Annotated in this window: 17 protein-coding genes; 8 read left to right on the top strand and 9 right to left on the bottom strand. The window is 67.6% G+C overall.

Translation table 11 applies throughout. The features are described 5' to 3' along the window. The first annotated feature begins 70 nt into the window (after positions 1-70). The gene (locus ACW172_RS19435; protein ID WP_492033027.1) at positions 71-934 is read left to right on the top strand and encodes a hypothetical protein; all 864 of its coding nucleotides are present in this window, start codon (positions 71-73) and stop codon (positions 932-934) included. A 114-nt stretch (positions 935-1,048) separates the two neighbouring features. On the opposite strand, the gene rpoC is transcribed toward ACW172_RS19435, so the two are convergent. Together rpoC and rpoB are read right to left on the bottom strand one after the other, a co-directional pair. Beyond that, positions 1,049-5,242 (bottom strand): DNA-directed RNA polymerase subunit beta', encoded by a 4,194-nt coding sequence (rpoC, locus tag ACW172_RS19440; protein ID WP_492033028.1) that lies wholly within the window; start codon positions 5,240-5,242, stop codon positions 1,049-1,051. Positions 5,243-5,336: 94 nt separating this feature from the next. Beyond that, the gene (gene rpoB, locus ACW172_RS19445; protein ID WP_492033029.1) at positions 5,337-9,455 is read right to left on the bottom strand and encodes a DNA-directed RNA polymerase subunit beta; all 4,119 of its coding nucleotides are present in this window, start codon (positions 9,453-9,455) and stop codon (positions 5,337-5,339) included. Between the two features lie 406 nt (positions 9,456-9,861). Here rpoB and ACW172_RS19450 point away from each other — a divergent pair, with 406 nt between their 5' ends. From ACW172_RS19450 to ACW172_RS19460, 3 genes are all read left to right on the top strand, one after another. After that, positions 9,862-10,380, top strand: coding sequence for an FKBP-type peptidyl-prolyl cis-trans isomerase (locus ACW172_RS19450; RefSeq protein ID WP_492033030.1), 519 nt, complete (start codon positions 9,862-9,864; stop codon positions 10,378-10,380). A gap of 9 nt (positions 10,381-10,389) precedes the next feature. Next, positions 10,390-10,803, top strand: coding sequence for a hypothetical protein (locus ACW172_RS19455; RefSeq protein ID WP_492033031.1), 414 nt, complete (start codon positions 10,390-10,392; stop codon positions 10,801-10,803). 175 nt (positions 10,804-10,978) lie between these two features. Beyond that, positions 10,979-11,782 carry a transglutaminase-like cysteine peptidase gene (locus ACW172_RS19460; RefSeq protein ID WP_492033032.1) on the top strand — a complete coding sequence of 268 codons (804 nt, stop codon included), beginning with the start codon at positions 10,979-10,981 and terminating at the stop codon, positions 11,780-11,782. Positions 11,783-11,792: 10 nt separating this feature from the next. Here the strand turns inward: ACW172_RS19460 and ACW172_RS19465 are convergent, their stop codons facing one another. Beyond that, positions 11,793-12,020 carry a hypothetical protein gene (locus ACW172_RS19465; protein ID WP_492033033.1) on the bottom strand — a complete coding sequence of 76 codons (228 nt, stop codon included), beginning with the start codon at positions 12,018-12,020 and terminating at the stop codon, positions 11,793-11,795. Between the two features lie 150 nt (positions 12,021-12,170). Then, positions 12,171-13,217, bottom strand: coding sequence for an enoyl-CoA hydratase/isomerase family protein (locus tag ACW172_RS19470; protein WP_492033034.1), 1,047 nt, complete (start codon positions 13,215-13,217; stop codon positions 12,171-12,173). A 121-nt stretch (positions 13,218-13,338) separates the two neighbouring features. Here ACW172_RS19470 and hemB point away from each other — a divergent pair, with 121 nt between their 5' ends. The 3 genes from hemB to ACW172_RS19485 all read left to right on the top strand — a co-directional run bounded on the left by hemB (position 13,339) and on the right by ACW172_RS19485 (position 16,476). Beyond that, positions 13,339-14,343, top strand: coding sequence for a porphobilinogen synthase (gene hemB / locus ACW172_RS19475; RefSeq protein ID WP_492033035.1), 1,005 nt, complete (start codon positions 13,339-13,341; stop codon positions 14,341-14,343). 71 nt (positions 14,344-14,414) lie between these two features. Beyond that, complete coding sequence (locus ACW172_RS19480; protein ID WP_492033036.1) at positions 14,415-15,182, top strand: carbonic anhydrase; 768 nt, start codon at positions 14,415-14,417, stop codon at positions 15,180-15,182. Positions 15,183-15,258: 76 nt separating this feature from the next. After that, positions 15,259-16,476, top strand: coding sequence for a hypothetical protein (locus ACW172_RS19485; RefSeq protein WP_492033037.1), 1,218 nt, complete (start codon positions 15,259-15,261; stop codon positions 16,474-16,476). Positions 16,477-16,484: 8 nt separating this feature from the next. On the opposite strand, the gene ACW172_RS19490 is transcribed toward ACW172_RS19485, so the two are convergent. From ACW172_RS19490 to ACW172_RS19510, 5 genes are all read right to left on the bottom strand, one after another. Then, positions 16,485-17,564 carry an alpha/beta fold hydrolase gene (locus ACW172_RS19490; protein WP_492033038.1) on the bottom strand — a complete coding sequence of 360 codons (1,080 nt, stop codon included), beginning with the start codon at positions 17,562-17,564 and terminating at the stop codon, positions 16,485-16,487. Between the two features lie 395 nt (positions 17,565-17,959). After that, positions 17,960-19,459 carry an arylsulfatase gene (locus tag ACW172_RS19495; protein WP_492033039.1) on the bottom strand — a complete coding sequence of 500 codons (1,500 nt, stop codon included), beginning with the start codon at positions 19,457-19,459 and terminating at the stop codon, positions 17,960-17,962. 438 nt (positions 19,460-19,897) lie between these two features. Beyond that, positions 19,898-20,752, bottom strand: coding sequence for an NAD(P)-dependent oxidoreductase (locus ACW172_RS19500; protein WP_492033040.1), 855 nt, complete (start codon positions 20,750-20,752; stop codon positions 19,898-19,900). Next, entirely contained in the window at positions 20,749-21,258 is a 510-nt protein-coding gene (locus tag ACW172_RS19505) for a flavin reductase family protein (protein WP_492033041.1), read from the bottom strand. Before ACW172_RS19505 ends, ACW172_RS19500 begins: the two co-directional genes overlap by 4 nt. A 41-nt stretch (positions 21,259-21,299) precedes the next feature. Further along, a complete protein-coding gene (locus ACW172_RS19510; RefSeq protein ID WP_492033042.1) occupies positions 21,300-21,953 on the bottom strand; it encodes a DUF922 domain-containing protein in 654 nt (217 codons plus the stop codon). A gap of 156 nt (positions 21,954-22,109) precedes the next feature. Between ACW172_RS19510 and ACW172_RS19515 the strand changes: the two genes are divergently transcribed. Beyond that, entirely contained in the window at positions 22,110-23,012 is a 903-nt protein-coding gene (locus tag ACW172_RS19515; protein ID WP_492033043.1) for a flagellar motor protein MotB, read from the top strand. The last annotated feature ends 110 nt before the right edge of the window (positions 23,013-23,122 follow it).

Consider the following 23,122-nt stretch of genomic DNA (forward strand, 5'->3'; position numbering starts at 1 on the left):
TAGCATGCGGCATGTCCCCGCCCCAATACCGCCACGCTCGCCACCTCTCCTGCCCCATAGTGGAGGGCCGATGACGGCGACGTTCAAACCGGATTGGCGCGACATCATGGGCCCCCGCGCCGGATCGCGCGCGACCTCGCGCGAGCGGGCCCGGCGCGCGGCCATCCTCGCCGCCTCGGTCGCCGCCCACGCCCTTGTCCTGGGCCTGATCGGTCTCGGCCTGCTGGAGACGCGGCGCGCGCAGACCGTCGCCGATGACAGCGCCGTCTATGTCGAAATGGAGCCTCGCCCCCTGCTGAACGGCGAAACGGCCCGCATTCCCCGCTCGGCCCCTGCCCGGTCCAGCAACGCCCCGGCCCTGACCCGGTCCCCGAGCCACGATCCGACTGCGACCCGGCCCGAGGAGGATCGCCCCGCCCCGCCCTCGCCGCGCGCGCCGGGCGTTCCGGCGGCGGGCGCCCCCGCCCCTCCGGCCGAGGCCAATCCCTGGACCTACCGCCCCGAGAGCCTCGGGGCCGCCGTCGGCCGGACCCTGCGCACCGGGCCGGGCGGTTGCCGGATCATGGACGGTCATCTGGGCGAGACCGAACAGGCGATCTGCGACGAACGCTTCATCGCGGGCGCGGTCGAGGGCGCGCGTCGCCATCCGCCCGGCGGCCGCACCCTGACACCGTCGGAGCAGCGCCGCCAGGACGCCTTCGCCGCCGAGGGCCGCCGCGCGCTCGAGCAGTACGAGGCCCTGCGCGCCCCGCTCAGGGGCGGCAGCGGCAATGTGACCTCCGGCGAATGCCCGGGCGGCAACCTCGGTATCGGCTGCGCCGGGTCCTACCTCGACCCCTCGATGCGCGAGGGCGCGACCAACACCATCCGCCAGGGCTCCAACCGCGCCACCAGCGACCAGCACCGCCCCCTCCCCGGCCACGAGCCGAACTAGGGCGGCGCTCAGGCAGCGAGCGATAGCGCCCTTCAAAAAAGAAAAAGGGCGGCCCCGTCGCCGGGACCGCCCTCGTTCAGTCTTGTCATCCCGGGCTCGACCCGGGACGCGCGATTACTCGCTCTCGGCCAGTTCCAGCTGCAGGTCTTCCGGCAGCGGCTCGACGTTGGCTTCGCGCGTCGAGGTCAGCAGGGCGTCACGCTCGTTGGCGACCTTCTGCAGCGACCGCAGGTAGGCGCCGGTGCCGGCCGGGATCAGACGGCCGACGATGACGTTTTCCTTCAGGCCTTCCAGGGTGTCCTTCTTGCCGTTGACCGAGGCGTCGGTGAGAACGCGGGTGGTCTCCTGGAAGGACGCCGCCGAGATGAAGCTGCGGGTTTGCAGCGACGCCTTGGTGATGCCCAGCAGGACCGGCTGGGTGGTGGCGATACGGCCGCCACGCTTCTCGACCTTGGCGTTCTCATAGGCCGCCTCGGCCACCTCGACCGTGTCGCCACGGATCAGGGTGGTTTCGCCCGAGTCGATGATCTCGACCTTCTGCAGCATCTGGCGAACGATCACCTCGATGTGCTTGTCGTTGATCGGCACGCCCTGCAGTCGGTAGACCTCCTGCACTTCGTTGACCAGGTACTCGGCCAGCGCCTCGACGCCCTGGATGCGCAGCAGGTCGTGCGGATCCGGGTTGCCGTCGATGATGTAGTCGCCCTTCTGGATCAGATCGCCGTCGTGGACGGAGATGTGCTTGCCCTTCGGGATCAGGAACTCGACGGGTTCGCCCTGGTTGCCATCGGCATCCGGCTCCGGCGTGATCTTGATGCGGCGCTTGTTCTTGTAGTCGCGACCGAATTCAACGCGGCCATCCATTTCGGCGATGACGGCGCAGTCCTTCGGACGGCGGGCTTCGAACAGTTCGGCGACGCGCGGCAGACCGCCGGTGATGTCGCGGGTCTTGGCGCCTTCGGTCGGGATACGGGCCAGGATTTCGCCCGGCTTGACGTTGTCGCCGTTGGCCACCGACAGGATGGCGCCGACGGGCAGCAGGTAGCGGGCGTCAGAACCCGAAGCCAGCTTGGCGTAGGCGTCGCCGACGGTCACGCCCATAGCCGGACGCAGGTCCGAACCGCGGGGCGAGGCGCGCCAGTCGATGACCACGCGCTGGGCGATGCCGGTCGCTTCGTCGGTTTCCTCGCGGAAGGACAGGCCTTCCGTCAGGTCCTCGAAGCGGACGACGCCGCCGACTTCGGTCAGGATCGGGGTGGTGTAGGGGTCCCACTCCGCCAGACGCTGGTTCTTCTTGACCTCTTCGCCTTCCTTGACGCGCAGACGGCCGCCGTAGGGGATCTTGTAGCTTTCGCGATCCTTGCCATCGACCATGACGGTGACGATGACGTTGCGGCTCATCGACACCAGGTCGCCGTGGGCGGCGGTGACGGTCGGGCCGACCACCTTGATGACGCCGGCGTTGGTCGCCTCGTAGAACGAGGTTTCCGCCACCTGGGCCGTACCGCCGATGTGGAAGGTCCGCATCGTCAGCTGGGTGCCGGGCTCGCCGATCGACTGGGCGGCGATGACGCCGACCGCTTCGCCGATGTTGACGTTGGTGCCGCGCGCCAGGTCGCGGCCGTAGCACATGCCGCAGATGCCGGCTTCGGCTTCACAGGTCAGGGCCGAACGGACCTTGACCGACTGGACGCCCTCGCGGTCGATGACCTCGACCACGTCCTCCACCAGATAGGTGTCGGCGGGGAACAGGACGGTGTCCGTGCCCGGAGCCTTGATGTCCTCGGCGTTGTAACGGCCCAGGACGCGTTGACCCAGCGAGACCAGGACGTCGCCGCCCTCGACCACGGCGCGCAGGGTGATGCCCCGCGTGGAGCCGCAATCGTCCTCGGTGACGATCGAGTCCTGCGCCACGTCCACCAGACGGCGGGTCAGGTAACCCGAGTTGGCGGTCTTCAGCGCGGTGTCGGCCAGACCCTTGCGGGCGCCGTGGGTGGAGTTGAAGTACTCCAGAACGGTCAGGCCTTCCTTGAAGTTCGAGACGATCGGGGTCTCGATGATCTCGCCGGACGGCTTGGCCATCAGGCCGCGCATCCCGCCGAGCTGCTTCATCTGGGCCTGCGAACCACGGGCGCCGGAGTTGGCCATCATGTAGACCGAGTTGATCTCGGCGGTACGACCCGAGGCCAGGACGCGCGGCTGCGCGATCTCGCCCATCATCTCGTCGGCGACCTTGTCCGTGGCCTTGGCCCAGGCGTCGACGACCTTGTTGTACTTCTCACCCTTGGTGATCAGGCCGTCGGCGTACTGCTGCTCGTATTCCTCGACCAGGGTGCGGGTCTCGGCGACCAGCTGGGCCTTCTTGGCGGGGATGACGATGTCGTCCTTGCCGAACGAAATGCCGGCCTTGGCGGCTTCGCGGAAGCCCAGGCCCATCATCTGGTCGGCGAAGATGACCGTCGCCTTCTGACCGCAGTGGCGATAGACCACGTCGATCAGGTTGCCGATTTCCTTCTTGGTGAGATTCTTCTCGAGCAGGCGGTAGCCGATGTTCGGGTTCTTGGGCAGCAGGGCGCCCAGCTTCATCCGGCCCGGGGTCGTGTCGATGACCTTGGTCACTTCCACGCCGTTCTTGTCTTCCTCGGTCCAGCGCGCCTTGATGCGGGTGTGCAGGGTCACGACGGCGGCGTCCAAGGCCGCGTCGATCTCGCCCATGTTGGCGAACAGCTTGCCCTCGCCGGGCTCACCGTCCTTGACCAGGGAGATGTAGTACAGGCCCAGGACGATGTCCTGCGACGGCACGATGATCGGCTTGCCGTTGGCGGGCGACAGGATGTTGTTCGTCGACATCATCAGGACGCGCGCTTCCAGCTGGGCCTCGAGGCTCAGCGGGACGTGCACGGCCATCTGGTCGCCGTCGAAGTCGGCGTTGAACGCGGTACAGACCAGCGGGTGCAGGCGGATGGCCTTGCCCTCGATCAGCTTCGGCTCGAACGCCTGGATGCCCAGACGGTGCAGCGTCGGCGCGCGGTTCAGCATGACCGGGTGCTCGCGGATCACCTCTTCGAGGATGTCCCACACCTGGGGCTGTTCACGCTCGACCATGCGCTTGGACTGTTTGACGGTGCCCGACAGGCCCTTGGCGTCCAGACGCGCATAGATGAACGGCTTGAACAGCTCGAGCGCCATCTTCTTGGGCAGGCCGCACTCGTGCAGCTTCAGCTCCGGACCCACGGTGATGACCGAACGGCCCGAGTAGTCGACGCGCTTGCCGAGCAGGTTCTGACGGAAGCGGCCCTGCTTGCCCTTCAGCATGTCGGCCAGCGACTTCAGCGGACGCTTGTTGGCGCCCGTGATCACGCGGCCGCGGCGGCCGTTGTCGAACAGGGCGTCGACCGATTCCTGAAGCATCCGCTTTTCGTTGCGGATGATGATGTCCGGCGCGCGGAGCTCCATCAGGCGCTTCAGGCGGTTGTTCCGGTTGATCACGCGGCGGTACAGGTCGTTCAGGTCGGAGGTCGCGAAACGACCGCCGTCCAGCGGCACCAGCGGGCGCAGTTCCGGCGGGATGACCGGGACGACCGTCAGGATCATCCACTCGGGCTTGTTGCCGCTCTCGATGAAGGCTTCCAGCAGCTTCAGGCGCTTGGAGGCCTTCTTGGCCTTCATTTCCGAGGGGCTGTCGGCCAGTTCGCCGCGGTGCTTCTCGGCCTCGGCGTGCAGGTCGATGCCCATCAGCAGGTTGCGCACGGCCTCGGCGCCGATCTCGGCGGTGAAGCCGTCATCGCCGAACTCGTCCTGGTAGCGGTAGAACTCGTCTTCCGTCAGCAGCTGGTTCTGCTTCAGCGGGGTCAGGCCCGGCTCGGTGACGATGTAGTTCTCGAAGTAGAGCACGCGCTCCACGTCCTTCAGCGCCATGTCCAGCATCAGCGAGATGCGCGACGGCAGCGACTTCAGGAACCAGATGTGGGCGACCGGCGAAGCCAGTTCGATGTGGCCCATGCGCTCGCGGCGGACGCGGGCCAGGGTGACTTCGACGCCGCACTTCTCGCAGATAATGCCCTTGTATTTCATGCGCTTGTACTTGCCGCACAGGCATTCGTAGTCCTTGGTCGGGCCAAAGATACGGGCGCAGAACAGGCCGTCACGCTCGGGCTTGAACGTGCGGTAGTTGATGGTTTCGGGCTTCTTGATCTCGCCGAACGACCACGAGCGGATCTTCTCCGGCGAGGCCAGGGCGATCTTGATCTGGTCGAAGGTCGGAGTGACCGGGACCGCGTTGAAGATGTTCAGGACTTCCTGGTTCATCTTGATTCCTTCTGCAGCGGGGAGCTGCGCAAATATCGAAAAGTGGAGAGAGCGATGGCCCCCTCCCCGCTTTCACGGGGAGGGGTTGGACCGATCAGCTGTTCTCCAGCTCCACGTTCAGACCCAGCGAACGCATTTCCTTGATGAGAACGTTGAAGCTCTCGGGAATGCCGGCCTCGAAGCTGTCGTCGCCGCGGACGATGGCCTCGTAGACCTTGGTCCGGCCGGCCACGTCGTCGGACTTCACCGTCAGCATCTCCTGCAGGGTGTAGGCGGCGCCGTAGGCTTCCAGAGCCCAGACCTCCATTTCCCCGAAGCGCTGACCGCCGAACTGCGCCTTGCCGCCCAGCGGCTGCTGGGTGACGAGCGAGTACGGGCCGATGGAGCGGGCGTGGATCTTGTCGTCGACCAGGTGGTGCAGCTTCAGCATGTAGATGTAGCCGACCGTGACCGGACGCTTGAACTGCTCGCCGGTCTGACCGTCGTACAGGATCGACTGGCCCGAACGTTCCAGACCGGCCGATTCCAGCAGGTCCTCGATGTCCGAGATGTGCGCGCCGTCGAACACCGGGGTGGCGAACGGAACGCCCTTGGACAGGTTCTTGGCCAGCTCGATCAGGTCATCCTCATCCTGCGGCAGCGGGGTTTCCGGGCCGTAGATGTCGGTCAGACGCTCGACCAGAGCCTGCTTCTGCCCGCCGTGCTGCCAGGCTTCCAGCAGACCCGAGATCTGACGACCCAGGCCCGCGGCCGCCCAACCCAGGTGGGTTTCGAAGATCTGGCCGATGTTCATGCGCGAAGGCACGCCCAGCGGGTTCAGAACGACGTCGACGGAGGTGCCGTCGGCCAGGTGCGGCATGTCCTCGATCGGCAGGATCTTGGAGATGACGCCCTTGTTGCCGTGACGGCCGGCCATCTTGTCGCCCGGCTGAAGCTTGCGCTTCACGGCGACGAAGACCTTGACCATCTTCATCACGCCCGGGGGCAGTTCGTCGCCGCGTTGCAGCTTCTCGACCTTGTCCTCGAAGCGACGGTCCAGCGCCTTGCGGGCGCCTTCGAACTGGGCCTTCATGGCTTCCAGCTCGCCCATCGCCTTCTCGTCGTCGAGGGCGATCTGCCACCACAGGCCGCGCGAGAGCTCGCCCAGCTTGTCTTCGGTGACTTCACCGCGGCCCAGGCCCTTCGGACCCGAGGTCGCGTTCTTGCCCAGCAGCAGGGGCTTCAGGCGGCCATAGACGTTGCGTTCCAGGATCGCCAGCTCGTCGTCGCGGTCCTTGCCGAGGCGTTCGATTTCCGAACGTTCGATCGACATGGCGCGCTCGTCCTTGTCGACGCCGTGGCGGTTGAAGACGCGCACGTCGACGACCGTGCCGGCGACGCCGGGCGGCAGGCGCAGGGAGGTGTCACGGACGTCCGAAGCCTTCTCGCCGAAGATGGCGCGCAGCAGCTTCTCTTCCGGGGTCATCGGGCTTTCGCCCTTCGGGGTGACCTTGCCGCACAGGATGTCGCCCGGCTGGACCTCGGCGCCGATGGCCACGATGCCCGCTTCGTCGAGGTTGCGCAGGGCTTCCTCGCCGACGTTGGGGATGTCGCGGGTGATTTCTTCCGGCCCCAGCTTGGTGTCGCGGGCCATCACTTCGAACTCGTCGATGTGGATCGAGGTGAACACGTCGTCGCGGACGATGCGCTCGCTGATCAGGATCGAGTCTTCGAAGTTGTAGCCGTTCCAGGGCATGAAGGCGACGAGGGCGTTACGGCCCAGGGCCAGATCGCCCAGATCCGTCGACGGACCGTCGGCGATGACGTCCCCGGTCTTCACTTCATCGCCCACGCGCACGATCGGGCGCTGGTTGATGCAGGTCGACTGGTTCGAACGCTGGAACTTGGACAGGCGGTAGATGTCGACGCCCGAGCGGGCGGCTTCCAGTTCGCCGGTGGCGCGGACCACGATCCGCGTGCCGTCGATCTGCTCGACCACGCCGTCACGGCGGGCGATGACCACGGCGCCCGAGTCACGGGCCACGACCGCTTCCATGCCGGTGCCGACCAGCGGCGCGTCCGACTGCACCAGAGGCACGGCCTGACGTTGCATGTTGGCGCCCATCAGTGCGCGGTTGGCGTCGTCGTTTTCCAGGAACGGGATCAGGGCGGCGGCGACCGAAACGACCTGTTTCGGCGACACGTCCATCATGTCGACGTCGGCCTTCACCAGCAGCTGGGATTCACCGTTGATCCGGCCGGGGACCAGGTCCTCGACGATCTCGCCGTCCTTCAGCTCGATGTTCGCCTGGGCGATCGTGTACTTCGACTCCTCCATGGCCGAGATGTAGACCACCTCGCCTTGGGCCTTGCCGTCCTTCACGCGACGGTACGGGCTCTCGATGAAGCCGTACTTGTTGACGCGGGCGTGGGTGGCCAGGGAGTTGATCAGACCGATGTTCGGGCCTTCCGGCGTTTCGATCGGGCAGATGCGGCCGTAATGGGTCGGGTGGACGTCGCGGACTTCAAAGCCCGCGCGCTCACGCGTCAGACCGCCCGGGCCAAGCGCCGAAAGGCGGCGCTTGTGGGTGATTTCCGACAGCGGGTTCGTCTGGTCCATGAACTGCGACAGCTGCGACGAGCCGAAGAACTCGCGCACCGAGGCGGCGGCCGGCTTGGCGTTGATCAGGTCGTGCGGCATCACCGTGTCGATATCGACCGACGACATGCGCTCCTTGATGGCGCGCTCCATACGCAGCAGGCCGACGCGGTACTGGTTTTCCAGCAGCTCGCCCACCGAACGGACCCGGCGGTTGCCCAGGTTGTCGATGTCGTCGATCTCGCCGCGGCCGTCCTTCAGCCCGACCAGGATCTGCAGCACCTTCAGGACGTCGTCCTTCTGGAGCACGCGGATCTCGTCCGAAACCTCGGGGGTTTCCAGACGCATGTTCATCTTCACCCGGCCCACGGCCGACAGGTCATAGCGTTCCGCGTCGAAGAACAGCGACTGGAACATGGCCTCGGCGGCTTCCGGGGTCGGCGGCTCGCCCGGACGCATCACGCGGTAGACGTCGAACAGGGCGTCCTCGCGGCCCGTGTTCTTGTCGACCCGCAGGGTGTTGCGCATGTAGGCGCCGACCGTCACGTGGTCGATGTCCAGCACGTCGATGGTGGTGAAGCCCTTGCCTTCCAGCAGTTCGATGGTCGGGGCGTCCAGCTCGTCGCCGGCCTCGGCGTAGATCTCGCCGGTCTCGTAGTTGACGGCGTCGGCGGCCAGATAGCGGGTGACCAGGGCGTCAGCGGCCAGCGACAGCGACTTCAGGCCGCCGTCCTGCAGCTTCTTGGCCGCACGGGCGCTGATCTTGTGACCGGCTTGCGCGACCACTTCGCCGGTGTCGGCGTCGATCAGGTCGAACTCCGGCTTCACGCCGCGCCAGCGCTCGGGCTTGTAGGGGGTGACCCAGCCTTCGCCGCGCTTCTCGTAAGGCACGGTCTCATAGAAGGTGCGCAGGATTTCTTCGCCGTCCATGCCGAGGGCCAGCAGGAAGGTGGTCGCCGGCAGCTTGCGGCGACGGTCGATACGCACGAACACCACGTCCTTGGCGTCGAACTCGAAGTCGAGCCACGAGCCGCGGTACGGGATCACGCGGGCGGCGAACAGCAGCTTGCCCGACGAGTGGGTCTTGCCCTTGTCGTGGTCGAAGAACACGCCCGGCGAACGGTGCATCTGCGAGACGATCACGCGCTCGGTGCCGTTGACGATGAACGTGCCCTTGTCCGTCATCAGGGGGATGTCCCCCATGTAGACGTCCTGTTCCTTGATGTCCTTGACCGAGCGGGCGCCGGTCTCTTCGTCCGCTTCAAAGACGATCAGGCGCAGCTTGACCTTCAGCGGAGCCGCGAAGGTCATGTCGCGCTGGATGCATTCCTCGACGTCGTACTTGGGCTCCTCGAACTCGTAGGAGACGTATTCCAGAACGGCGCGTTCGTTGAAGTCCTTGATCGGGAACACCGACTTGAAGACCGCCTCGATGCCCTGGTCCTTGCGCTGTCCGGCGCGGACTTCGCGCTGCAGGAACTGCTCGTAGGAGGCGCGCTGGACCTCGATCAGGTTCGGCATCGCGACCGCTTCGGGAATACGCCCGAAGGATTTGCGGATGCGCTTCTTGCCGGTGAAGGTGGTGGCCGACGCGATCTGACCGTTGATGGTGAGACCGTTGAGGACGTCTGTCATTCGTGTTTCCCAATCCGTGCAGCGTGACCTGCAGGAGAAATGCGGTGGCACGACACGCTTTTCAGCGGCCGCGCGTTTCGGTTTCGGCCTCCACCCTCGGACCCTTGCGGGACCAGGAGGCCTGAAATCTATGGGCTCCCTGGGACAGGAGCCGCACCTTCGCTCGGTCGGAGGGCGACGGACCGGGCCTCGGCGCTTTCGCGCAGACTCAATTGAGCTGTTGCGGAAGGCGGAGGTATACTCGCTTTTCCGACGAAATAAAGGCCGGTCCACAAGGAATTATGCTGTCCTGCGGATTCCCGCTTTTCAGCCGCCCGAAAGCCTGCCAGCCGCGCCCGTCCAACATAGGAAGGCGGCTGGCATAGCGCCACTTTTCGGCGCGCCGGGACCCTGCTAGCGTCGCCGTATGACCCGCATCGCACGCCTCGCCCTGATCTCCGCCGCCGCCCTCGGCCTGACCGCCGGACTGTCGGCCTGCGCCGCCACCGTGCCGCCGACCATCCTCGCCGCCGCGCCCAGCGATGCGACGTCCTGGGTCCCGGCCCAGCGCGCCTATCTGGCCTGGAACCTGACCAACCGCGGCTGGAACGTCACCCCCTCGGGCCTGCAGTACCGCCGCGTCGGCCGCGCCTATCCCAAGGCCGCCATGCCGCTGACCACCGATACCGTCCGCGTCCACTATCGCGGGACCCTGATCAACGGGACCGAGTTCGACAGCTCCTACTCGCGCAACGAGCCGGCCTCCTTCCCCCTGAACCGCGTCATCAAGGGCTGGACCGAGGGCGTCGCCCTGATGCACGTCGGCGAGACCTACGACTTCGTCATCCCCGCCGACCTGGCCTACGCCGGGCGCCGCATGGGCGACGACATCCCGGCGGAGTCGACCCTGCTGTTCCGGGTCCAGCTGCTCGCGGTCAATCCGTAGGGTCAAGGTATGGGCCCGGCGACATTGCTCCTCGCCATCGCAGCGCTCGCTCCGGCGAGAGCCGAAACGCCTCTCGACATCTGCCAGATCGCCGAAAAAGCGCCCGCGACCGGCAGCATCGAGATCGAGACTGTCTTCGTAACGGACGGTCTGCACGGCATGTATCTGACAGACAGCCGCTGCCCCCGCGATGCCTTGGTCCCCGTCATGTCCCTCGGCGGCGGCGAGGGAGAGATTAGCGATCCTCTCATCAAGGCCTATTGGCGGGCGCGGATAGCCGGAAGGTCTCCTGCCTTTCGTGTCCGGATGCGCGGCCGTCTTGAGTATCCGGGCAAGTCGCGGAGTGTCCGCTTCATCGTCGAGGACATTCCCGACTTCAGCGAGATCCCGCTTGATCAGGCCACGGCATTCCGGGTCCCCTGAGTGAACAGTCGATGGCGGCGGACGCGACGCGCGCCACCGGTCCCGCACCCTCGACCGAAATCCCGCATACTTGGCCTCGCCGCCTGATATACAACCTATAAGAGTCCATTTACCGCGTAATTGACGCATAGATTGTTTCCGATTCCGCCCGACAACCTCCCGTCCGATCCTGTTCATGGACGAGGAGACCTTCGCCATGGGCAAGCCGGGACTTTTGCTGACGACCGCACTGGTCCTGGTGGGCGGCGACCTGACCCATGCCCGGACGCCCCTCCAACACGCCGGGCCCGAGCGCACCCCTACCCCCTATGCGCCCGAGGATCGGGCGGCCGCCCCGCCCGAAGGTTTCCTCGTCCTCTGCGAACGCGATCCCGCCGAATGCCGTGAATCCGGCGAGGCGGACGGCCACGACGACGACGCCATCCGCAAGCAAGCATCAACCATTGAGTGGCGCGACGCCTTCGGTGGCCCGGCCTCGGCCGCCTTCCCGCCCGGCGCCACGGGAGGCCCTTCTGCGGGGATCCCGCCGGTCCACCTGCCCTCCCCGGCCGGAGGCGCGCCCCTGACCCCGACCGGCGCCCTGGTCATGACCGCCGAACGCTGGGCCCTGGTCGACCACGTCAACCAGTCGGTGAACCGCGCCATTCAGATGGAAAGCGATCAGGCCCGGTACGGCAAGGCCGACTACTGGAATGTCCAGTCGGGCCGCGACGAGCACGGCGACTGCGAGGACTACGCCCTGACCAAGCGGCGTCAGCTGATCGTCGCCGGCGTCCCGCCCGAGGTCCTGTCCTTCGGCATCGTCCGCACGCCGTGGAACGAGCTGCACGCGGTGCTGATCCTGACCACCGACCAGGGCGACATGATTCTCGACAACCTCTCGGCCTGGATCCTCCACTGGGACCAGACCGGCTATCGCTGGGTCGAGCGCCAGACTCCCGGCCAGCCCTTCGACTGGCGCACGGTGGAGGCGTCCTGAGGTCTCCCGATCAGGCGACGGAGAAGCGGCGCGTGTCGATCTGGGTCTGCGAGGTTCCCGGCGGCAAGATGGTCTCCATCCGCTCGTCGCCGCGATGGACATGGGCGACGACGGCCCGACTGTGCAGCCGCATCAGGTCGCGCGCCTCTTCCAGGGCGTCCGTCAGGGTCGCCGAGACGAGCGGCTCCATGTGCGGCACAGAGGAGTTGTCGGATTCGATAAAGCAGAAAAAGGTCACGGTTCACTCCCTACGGCCAAACAGGCGGGAGTGTGCGGCGTGCGCTACCGATCTCTTCCAGCCGCGGACGCCCGATCAACTGGTCCGCGATAACGGCAGTTTGCGGCCGCCGGGCCCGGAAAACAAGGGAGGCCGCCGAACTGTACGGTATCAGACCGCCAAAGGCGTCCATTCCTCATCGGCCGGCAGGGGCGCGAACAGGGCCTCGACCACGGCGTCCGAAACCCCGTCCAGTGTCGCCGGCGACCATTGCGGCGCATTGTCCTTGTCGACCACCACGGCGCGGACGCCCTCCTGGAAGTCGTGGGTGCGGACGATCCGCCCGCCCAGCCGGTATTCCATGGCCATGTTGTCGGCGAAGTCGGTCAGGGTCGCCCCCGTCCGCACCTGCTTCAGCGAGACCTTCATCGAGGTCGGCGACTTGGTCTTCAGCGTCGCCAGCTGGGCCAGCGCCCAGTCCGACCCGTCCGCCTCCAGCGCCGCGAAGATCTCTTCCACCGCGTCATGGGCGAACAGCCGGTCGATGGCTTCCCGGTCGATCGTCGCCGGTCCCGGATCGGCCGAGCGATGCTTCGCCGCCGCCTCCGCCGGCTCCACCCCGCCCATCAGATCGGCCTTCAGCGCCATGATGTTGGCCGAGGGCACGAAATGGGTGTGGATGCCCAGCGCCACCGTATCCGCCGCCTTCAGCCGCGCCCCGGTCAGGGCCAGCCAGACCCCCGTCTGGCCCGGCAGCCGCGACAGGAACCAGCCGCCGCCCACGTCGGGGAACAGGCCGATCCCCGTCTCGGGCATCGCATAGGTCGTCCGCTCGGTCGCGACCCGCACCGACGCCGGCTCGGAGATGCCCACGCCCCCGCCCATGACGATGCCGTCCACCACCGCCGTGATCGGCTTGGGATAGGCGAACATCAGATGGTTCAGCCGATACTCGGTCTTGAAGAAGGCCTCGGCCTCCGAGGCGTCGCCTGCCCCGCTCTCGGCGATCATGCGGATATCGCCCCCGGCGCAGAAGCCGCGCTCGCCCGAATGGTCGATCAGCACCCCGACCACCTCCGGATCGTCGCGCCACTCCGTCAGCGCCTCGATCATCGCCTCGCACATCGCCTTGTTCAGCGCGTGCAACGCCTTCGGCCGGTTCAGGGTGATCCGCCCCACGGCGCCGTCGATACGGGTCAGGACTTCGGCTTCGGACATCGGGGACTCCATCGAATCTCGGCCCCGGTGATAGGGCGCGCGCGCGTCAGCGTCGACCCGCCGCCTTGCCGGTCGTCCCTGCGATTTTGCATGGGCCGGACGGTTGGTCTAAGCCGCGCCCATGACCCTGCCCTTCATGCCCGCCGCCTTCCCCATGGCCCGCCCCCGCCGTCTGCGCAGCAGCCCCTGGGTGCGCCGGCTGGTGGCCGAGACCACGCTCACGCCCGCCGACCTGATCTGGCCGCTGATCGTCCATGACGGCGCCGAGGACCGCGTGCCGGTCCCCTCCATGCCCGGCGTCTTCCGCCTGTCGCCGAAGGCCGCGGCCGCCGCCGCCGTCGAGGCTCGCGATCTGGGCATCCCCATGGTCGCCCTCTTTCCCAATGTCGACGCCGCGACCAAGGACGCCATCGGCACCGGCGCCACCGACCCGGACGGCCTGATCCCCGACTGCATCAAGGCCATCAAGGACGCCGCGCCCGGGATCGGCGTCATGTGCGACGTGGCGCTCGACTGCTACACCGACCACGGCCACGACGGGGTGGTCGAGGACGGCCGCATCCTCAACGACGCCTCGCTGGATCGTCTGGCCGAACAGGCCTTCATCCAGGCCCACGCCGGCGCCGACGTCGTCGCCCCCTCGGACATGATGGACGGCCGGGTCCAGGCCATCCGCGAGGCCCTGGAGGCCAACGGCTTCCACGACACCCTGATCCTGTCCTACGCCGCCAAGTTCGCCTCGGCCTTCTACGGCCCGTACCGCGACGCGGTCGGCTCGGCGAAGATGCTGACCGGCGACAAGAAGACCTATCAGATGGACTACGCCAACTCCGACGAGGCCCTGAAGGAGGTCGCGATGGACATCTCCGAGGGCGCCGACGCCGTCATGGTCAAGCCCGGCATGCCCTATCTCGACATCGTCCGCCGCGTGCACGAGACCTTCAGGATCCCGACCTTCGCCTATCAGGTGTCGGGCGAGTATTCGATGATGCAGGCCTCCATCGCCAACGGCTGGCTGGACCAGGACCGCGCCATCCTCGAAACCCTCCACGGCTTCAAACGCGCGGGCTGCGCGGGGGTCCTGACCTACTTCGCACCGCAGGCGGCAAGACTGCTGGGGGCCTGACGCCAATCTCCGCTTGACCACACCGACCCCCGTTCCGCAAATGCTTAACGGCTGGCAAGTGGGGGATCGGCATGGGGTTTCTGTGGTTTGGGCGGAAGAAGCCGTCGCGTGCGGGGACGCCGCCGGTGTCGCTGGACTTCGCCGCCTCCCCTGACGTCGAGGTTGTCGCCGCCGGGGCCGTGGCGGCCGCTGCCGCCGCCCTGACGCCGCATCATGGCCCGACGCCGGACGAGGCCCTGCAGATGCTGCGCGACGGCAACGCCGCCTTCCTGTCCGGCGCTTCCAGCCTCGGCCACGTCACCGCCCACGACCTCGACGCCCTGCAGGGCGGTCAGAAGCCCATCGCCACCATCGTCGGCTGCGCCGACAGCCGCACCCCCCCGACCATCCTGTTCAACCAGGGCCTCGGAAAGCTCTTCATCATCCGGGTGGCGGGCAACACCGTGGACCGGCGCGGCCTGTCGTCGATCGTCTATGCGGTGAAGCACCTCAGCTGCCCGCTGGTCGTGGTCATGGGCCACACCGGCTGTGGCGCCGTCGCGGCGGCCGAGGCCGTGGTCGACGGCAAGGCCGAGCTCGATCCCTCGCTGGAGGAGATGATCGTCCCCATCCTGCCCGCCGTCCTCTCGGCGCGGAAGATCGGCGGCCCCGATCAGGCCCGCCTCGCCGTGCAGGAAAATGCCCGCCGCGTCGTCGCCCGCCTCCTGACCGCCGACACCGCCTTGGCCGAGGCGGTCAACGCCGGAACGATCAAGATCGTCGCCGCGGTCAAGGACATGGTCACCGGCCGCGTCGACTTCCTCGACCTGCCCGACGAGCCTGCGCCGGCTCACCACTAGAGCGGGATTTTCCGGCTCCGCTTTCGCCAAATCTTCACTCCCTGCGGCCACAACAGGCTTGGAAGGGCGAGGTATCGTGGCGGCAGTAGCCTGTTTGCGAGTGTTGCTGGACGGAAACCGGACCGAGGTGCCGGCGGATCAGCTCGCCCCGCTTGTCGCCAAATATTCCAACCTCTTCCTGGAAGTGCGCTGGAAACTGCCGCGCCACTACGACCAGCTCAGCCCCTACGCCTATCTGCTGGGCGACCCCGATGCGGAAGAGCTGGACACCGTCGAACTGGCCCACCTGTCGCACGACCTCCAGACCAAGCTGTTCGGCGCCGGGGTCGAGGACGCGGTCAAACTGGTCCTGTTCGAGGGCGATGACGAGGCCATCGAGAGCTTCTCCAGCTGGTCGTCCGAAGCCGTCCTCGACGCCATGCAGGACCCCAGCCGCCTGCCCCCCGGCGGCCAGCTGCGCCGAATCGCCCCCGACGGCTCCCTGATCGAGGTCCCCGAGCACACCGAGAATGCCGCGACCGCCGAGGCCTTCCGCTTCGGCCCCACCATCGACACCTGCCAGGGCGTCTGGTTCAGCGCCGGCCAGACGTTCGTCGGCGACGTGCTCAGCTGCACCCCCATCACCGCCTCGACCTACTACAGCCTGCTGGACGGCCCGGACCACCAGCCCGAGGACACCGAGACCTTCGACGCCGCCTGCGTGACCACGGCCCTGCGCTTCCTCGTCGACTTCCCGGTCATCCAGCCCCTGATCCTGCCCGTCTCCTTCTCGACCCTGGTCCGCCCCAGCCAGCGATCCGCCTACTCCGACCTGCTGCTGGTCCTGCCCGAGGGCTATCGGCACAAGCTGTCGGTCAGCGTCTATGACACCCCGCGCGGCCCGTCCTTCTTCGCCCTGAAGACCATCCGGCAGGCGCTGGATCCGCATTTCGGCGCCATCGACCTGTGCACCCACGATCCGGACTTCCAGATCCAGCAGTTGGGGACCCGCGCCGTGTCCAGCGTCACCCTGGCCCTGCCCGACGCCAAGCCCGACGTGCGGCTGGCGGCCATCCGCCGCTTCGCCAGCCACGCCTCGCACTATCGCCGCCGCCGCATCGTGGCGGGGATCACCAACATCCGCTTCCGGGCCGAGCGCGAGCTGGCCATCGCGCTCAAGATCCCCTTCCTCTCGGGCCCCGGCATCTGCCGCATCCAGAGCGAGCCGGTCGGGGGCCGCCAGTGGGAGGCCGAGGCCCTGCCGGTGCTCCAGCTCCACCCCGGCGCCGCCATGGCCGCCGCCACCGCCGCCTGAACGCCGGCCTAGCCTCCAGAGCGCGCCAGCAGGGCGATCAGGTCGTCCTTCCAGAACACCGCCCAGGTATGGGTCCCATGCCCCTTGCCGCCGACGCTGTTGGGGATCAGCCGGTACTGGCCGTTGCGGATGCGCGGCGCGAACTGCTCCGACAGCCCCAACTCCGGCGGATTGATGAAGTCGTCGGCCGAGTTGATCCACATCACCGGCGCCGTGATCTTCTCCAGATCGGCCGAGGGGTCATAGTCGCTCGAGGCGTTGACCTGGTACCACAGGTCGTTGGCGTCCAGCCCGGGCAACCGCCGCGTCTGCTGGGTCCGCGCATACGCATCCACCGCTTCGGGCGTCGCCAGATCGTGCTGCAGCGGCATCGTCGCCCCGCCGGCCAGCACCAGCAGGTCCACGGCCTCGCGCAGGCCGATCTTCGGCTGCTCGACATAGTTCCCGCCCATCCAGGCCGGATCGTTGCGGATGGCGTCCTTCAGCATGGTCCGCCACAGCCGGTTGCGGCCCACCAGCGCGGTCGGCTCACACGCGAGAGGCATCAGCGCGTCGGCGAAGTCGGGACGGGTCTCGCCCCAGACGAAGGCGTGCATACAGCCCATCGAGGTGCCCAGGATCAGCCGCAGGTGATCGACGTGCAGCCCTTCGACCAGCATCCGCCGCTGGGCCTCGACCATGTCGGCGTACTGATAGGCCGGAAACGCCGCCCGCAGCCCGTCGCTGGGCTTGGTCGACTGCCCATGGCCGAGACTGTCGGGCATGATGATGTAGTAGCGGGTGATATCCAGCGGCTGGCCCGGCCCGAACAGCTCGCCCGCGAACTGGGGCGACAGGAAGGTCGCGCCCGTCCCGCCCGTGCCGTGCAGGATCATCACCGCATTGGTCACATGGCCCGCCGCATCGCGCACCGGAGTCCCCAGCGTGCGGTAGTGCATCCTGAGCTCCGGCAGGCTCCCGCCCGACCGGATCTCCAGCGGCCCGCCGACATAGTCGCCCTCGGCCGGGGTGTAACGCGGCGCCGGGGTTTGGGCGCTCGCGACGCCGCCCCAGAGGGCCAGCAGGATCAGGCTCAGAAGGGCGCGCATGGCTTCAACTCCGGGGGACTGGAGACCGCATCCTGCACGCCGCCCCTCGCCGATCAACCGGGCACGCAGGCGCCAGACAGCGAAAAGGGGACGCCCTGACCGGCGTCCCCTTCCCGTTCGCCGGCGCGCCGGGTTCTCCGGCCTGCCGCGTCCGTTCTGGCCACGGCAAAACTGCACTCCGATCCGCAATCGACGGGAGACGCCGGGATACATGCGCCTCCCGCCGCCTGCCCCGGAATCCCTCCCTCGATAGGACCCCGGCCTTGCGGACCTCGTCGCCGTTCTCCCCCGAGGATCGCGGCGACGAGGGAACGGTCTCACGGCGCCGGCGGTACGACAGTCGGGTCAAACCCTCAGCCGCACCCCGATTTCGCCTGAGCCGCCCCGGTCCTGAATCAGGCTCCCGAGGCGGTCTCCGTCATCTTCGCCAGCACCTGGTCCAGGCTGAAGCTGGCGGCCTTCTGACGGGGCGGGAACTCCTTGAACGTGGCGATGAATTCCGCGACACCGGCCTGGGCTGGCACCAGCAGGAAGATGCGGCGGAACAGCCAGTCCCAATAGGTGTTCGAGGTGATCTCGGCCCGCTCATAGGGATCGAGCCGCAGGTTGAAGATGTAGGGCACGCGTAGTTCGACGAACGGATCCTGCCAGACCTTCAGCGTGCCCTTCACCCGCTGCTCCAGGAACATCATCTTCCAGTTGTCGTAGCGCAGCGCCGCCACATCGCCGTCGTCAGTGAAGTAGATGAAGCCCTTGCGCGGGCTCTCCTCGACCTCGCCGGTCAGGTAGGGCAGCAGGTTGAAGCCGTCGAGATGGACCTTGAAGGTCGTGTCCCCGACCTTGTGGCCCTTCACCAGCTTTTCCTTGATGTCGGGTTCGCCAGCGATGGCCAGGATGGTCGGGAACCAGTCGAGGTGACTGACGATGGCGTTGGACTCCGTCCCGGCCTCGATCCGGCCCGGGAAGCGCACCATGCAGGGCACGCGATAGGCGCCTTCCCAGCTCGAGTTCTTCTCGTTGCGGAACGGGGTCATGCCCCCGTCCGGCCAGGTGTTCATGTGCGGGCCGTTGTCGGTCGAGTACTGGACGAAGGTGTCGTCGGCGATACCCAGCTCGTCGATGAAGTCCAGCATCTGGCCGATGCACCAGTCATGATAGATCATCGCGTCGTGGTACTCGGACTGCCAGCGGCCCGACTGGCCGATCAGCTCCGGCTTCACATGCGTAAAGGCGTGCATGTGGGTGGTGTTGAACCAGACGAAGAACGGCTCATCCGCGTCATGGGCGGCCTGGATGAATTTCTTGGCGGCCTCCAGGAACTCCTCGTCGCAGGTCTCCATCCGCTTCTTGGTCAGCGGCCCCGTGTTCTCGATCTTCTGACCGCCCTTGCCGTCCGACCAGCAGTGCAGCACGCCGCGCGGGCCGTACTTCTTCTTGAAGTCGGGGAAATCCTTCTCGTTCGGATAGTCCGGGTGCTCAGGCTCTTCTTCGGCATTCAGGTGATAAAGATTGCCGAAGAACTCATCAAACCCGTGCATGGTCGGCAGGTGTTCGTCGCGGTCGCCCAGGTGGTTCTTGCCGAACTGACCCGTGCGATAGCCGAGCGGCTTCAGGGCCTCGGCGGTGGTGATATCCTCGGCCTGAAGACCCAGTTCCGCGCCGGGCAGACCCACCTTGGTCATGCCGGTGCGCAGGCCGCACTGGCCGGTGATGAAGGACGCGCGACCCGCCGTGCAGCTCTGCTCGGCATAGGCGTCGGTGAAGATCATCCCTTCCCTGGCGATGCGGTCGATGTTGGGGGTGCGATACCCCATCACGCCCCGGGTGTAACAGCTGAGGTTGGCCTGACCGATGTCATCCCCCCACATCACGAGTACATTTGGTTTCTTCGCCATCACGTCGCTCCTTGATCGCCAGGCTCGGAGCGGCCCGGCTTCACTGAACACCTGACATGGCCGCCCCGAGGGCGAAGTCGGGTCAAACCCCGAACAGGCTCTGGAAATCTCCCGGAGGGAACTTGGAGTCAGCATATCCCGCAGACCCAGCCCCTTGGATTCACGACGCCTTTCATTCCGCCGCGACAATCGGTCCAGCAGACCTCACGGAGGTGTTAGGCTGCCGGAACGGTCTTTGACATTCCGCCCGCGAAGCTCCGCCCCAACCCGTTCGGGATTTCAGGAGCCACGCCGAACGTGCAATCAGGGCGCAAAGCGGCGTCGACGTGCGTGCAAAGCAAATTCAACAAGATACAAAGATATCCTGAAGCTCCACCTTCGGAATTGCACCTTTTGCACCCGCCTTTTTTGAGTGCAAAACGCCCCGCCAGCCGGCCTTCAGGGCGTCAGCCGGGCCTTCAGGCTGGAGGTGTCCCAGCGGCGCCCGCCCAGCTTCTGGACGTCGGCATAGTACTGGTCGACCAGGGCGGTCAGGGACACGGTCGCCCCGTTGGCCCGGGCCTCGTCCAGCACCAGACCCAGGTCCTTGCGCATCCAGTCGACGGCGAAGCCGAAGTCGAACTTCCCCTCGGCGGCGGTCTTCCAGCGGTTGTCCATCTGCCAGCTCTGGGCCGCGCCCTTGGACACGGCCTGATAGACGGCGTCGGTGTCCAGACCCGCCGTCTTGGCGAAGTGGATCGCCTCGGCCAGCCCCTGGACGACCCCGGCGATGGCGATCTGGTTGACCATCTTGGTCAGCTGGCCGGCGCCGGAGGGGCCCATGTGCTGGATCGCCTTGGAGTAGGCCATGACCGCCGTCTCAACCCGTGCGAGGGCCCTGGCGTCGCCGCCGGCCATGACGCTGAGCTGGCCGTTCTCGGCGCCCGCCTGACCGCCCGAAACCGGGGCGTCGATGAAGAAGCGCCCGCTCTCAGCCGCCAGCTCGGCCATCTCGCGCGCCACCCTGGCCGAGGTCGTGGTGTGGTCCACGACCACCGCCCCCTCGGCCAGATGCGGCAGGGCCTCGGTCACGACCGCCCGGACGTCATCGTCATTGCCGACGCAGAGGACGAACAGCTCCACGCCCGCCGCCGCCTCGGCGACCGTCGCCGCCGACTTGCCACCGTTGGCCTCGGCCCAGGCGACAGCCTTGGCGGGCGAGCGGTTGTAGGCGGTGACATCGTGACCGGCGGTCTTGAGGTGGCGCGCCATCGGGGCGCCCATGACGCCCAGGCCGGCGAAGGCGATCTTCATTCTGTCGGCTCCGATGCGGCGCCGTAGCGGCCGCGGAAGAAGGTCAGGGCCTCGCCGCCCGCGTCGTGGAAGGTCTCGACCCTGCCGACGATGATCAGGTGGTCGCCCATCTGGATGCGGTCGTGGGTCGCGCACTCGAACCGGACGAGAGCCTCGGGCAGGCACGGGGGGCTGTGATCCGCCGGGCGGACGAACTCCCCCTCCCCCAGCAGCGACACCCCCTTGGCGAAGCGACTGGCCAGCGGCCGGTCGGTCGAGGGCAGGACATGGATGGCGAACCGCTCGGCGGCGGCGAAGACCGGCCAGCGATCGGACCGCTCGTCCAGGCACCACAGCACCAGTCGCGGCGTCAGGGAGACGGAGGTGAAGGAGTTGACGGTGATCCCCAGCGGCCCCGCCGGGCTGTCGGCGGTCACGACGCACACCCCGGTCGCGAAGGCGCCCAGCGCCCTTCGATAGGCGGCGGTGTCGCGGGCGAGGTCGTCAGGCAGAGGTTCCAGGGTCACGCCCCCGACCTAGGCGACCCGCCTCCCGGGAGCAAGCGTCCTCAGCGAGACGCGCCCCCGCGCGGGAACACCGCCCCCTCCTTGCGGCCGTGCTCGGTCTGGGCGTCGTACTCGCGGCTGGCGGCGGTGATCTCGGCGACATAGGTCCGGACCACGGCGGTCATGGCCTCGCAGTTCGGCGCGCCGCGCAGGGCCGTCTCCATCAGTTCCTGCCCCTTCTCGGCGATCCGGCCATGGTTCCACTCATGCTTCACCAGGGCGGCGAAGTAGGCGTCCCAGCCCGCCCGCTCGTCGCGCGACAGGGCCTCACGGGTGGCCAGATCCGGCAGGACGATGGTCAGGCTCAGGGTGACGGTCGCCGAGGCCGCGTCGCACTGGCCGTCCGCCGTGCGGTTCCAGCGCGGGCGATAACTCCAGCGCGTGCGGGCGTCGTGGCGGGCGTCGTCGCCCTCCGCCGCCGGCCGTTCGTCGTTCATCGACTCGCGCACGCCACGCGCCGACCGCCCCCGGACCTCATAGCCGGTCAGGGTCAGTCCCGGCAGCTGCTGCACATCCACAGCCGCCACAGCCTCGCGCAGCCGCTCGGTCGCGGGCGGCGAGGCCTCCGCCGTCGGCGCGGGCCCGGTCGCGGGCTCCGTCGCGGGCGCGGCCTGCTGGAGGACGAGGGCGGTCAGGACAAGCAGACTGGGGATCACGGAGGCGACTCCTTCGCGGGCCGTCGACCTTCTCCGGCCCGCGCCGCGCACGCAAGCGTCCACCGCCTGAAGCGCGAGCCTGAACGGCGAAATGGGAAACGCGGCGTTAACCCTGAACCGTCACCCTGCGGGCCAGTTCTCCCCAAGGTCCTCTGCATGTCCGCCAGCGATCGTCCGATCCTGATCAAGAAGATCAAGAAGGTGTCCGGCGGCGGCCACCACGGCGGCGCCTGGAAGGTCGCCTACGCCGACTTCGTGACCGCGATGATGGCCTTCTTCCTGCTGATGTGGCTGATCAACACGACGGACCCTGAGCAGAAGCGCGGCATCGCCGAGTACTTCGCCCCGGCCAGCGTCTCGGACAGCACCTCGGGCTCGGGCGGCCTGCTGGGCGGCACGGCCCTGGGTCAGGACGGCTCCAAGGCCGCCGGCTCCATGTCGGTGACCGAGCAACTGGCGCCCCAGGCTCCGCCGGACGCTCCGCCGGACTCGGGCTCCAACCCCAATGTCGCCTCCGCCAGCGACTCCGCCCTGGCCGCCGAGGTCTCGCGACGCGAGGCCGCCGAGTTCCAGAGCGCCGCCGAGAGCCTGCGTCAGGCCATGCAGCGCATGCCCGAACTGGCCGAACTGTCCAAGCAGCTGATCATCGACCAGACGCCCGAAGGCCTGCGCATCCAGCTGGTCGATCAGGAAGGCCGGTCCATGTTCGACCAGAACTCGGCCCGCCCCAACGCCCGCGCCCAGGTCCTGCTGCGCGCCGTGGCCCAGGTGATCAACCGCCTGCCCAACCGTATCGCCATCAGCGGCCATACCTCCTCGGTTGCCGGCTCGGGCCGCGCCTCGACCGCCGCCGACTGGCCGCTGTCGGCCAACCGCGCCGACGCCTCGCGCGCCATCCTGCAGCAGGCCGGCGTCGACCCCGACCGCGTCTACTCCGTCGCGGGCAAGGCCGGTTCCGACCCCCTCTACCCCGACGATCCGGCCCTGCCGGGCAACCGCCGCATCGCCATCGTCCTGCTGCGCGAGGCCCCGGTCCTGCCCATGGACACCAGCCTGTGAGCCGCGCCGGGGCATTTGGGCCGCACATGTGTGGCGCGAACGCCCTTGCGAGCCGGCCGCGAACGGCGCCTAATCCTCGGATGCGCGGGCAATCGTCACACTGTTGGCAA

The sequence above is a fragment of the Brevundimonas sp. ALps5 genome (genome assembly GCF_058681645.1).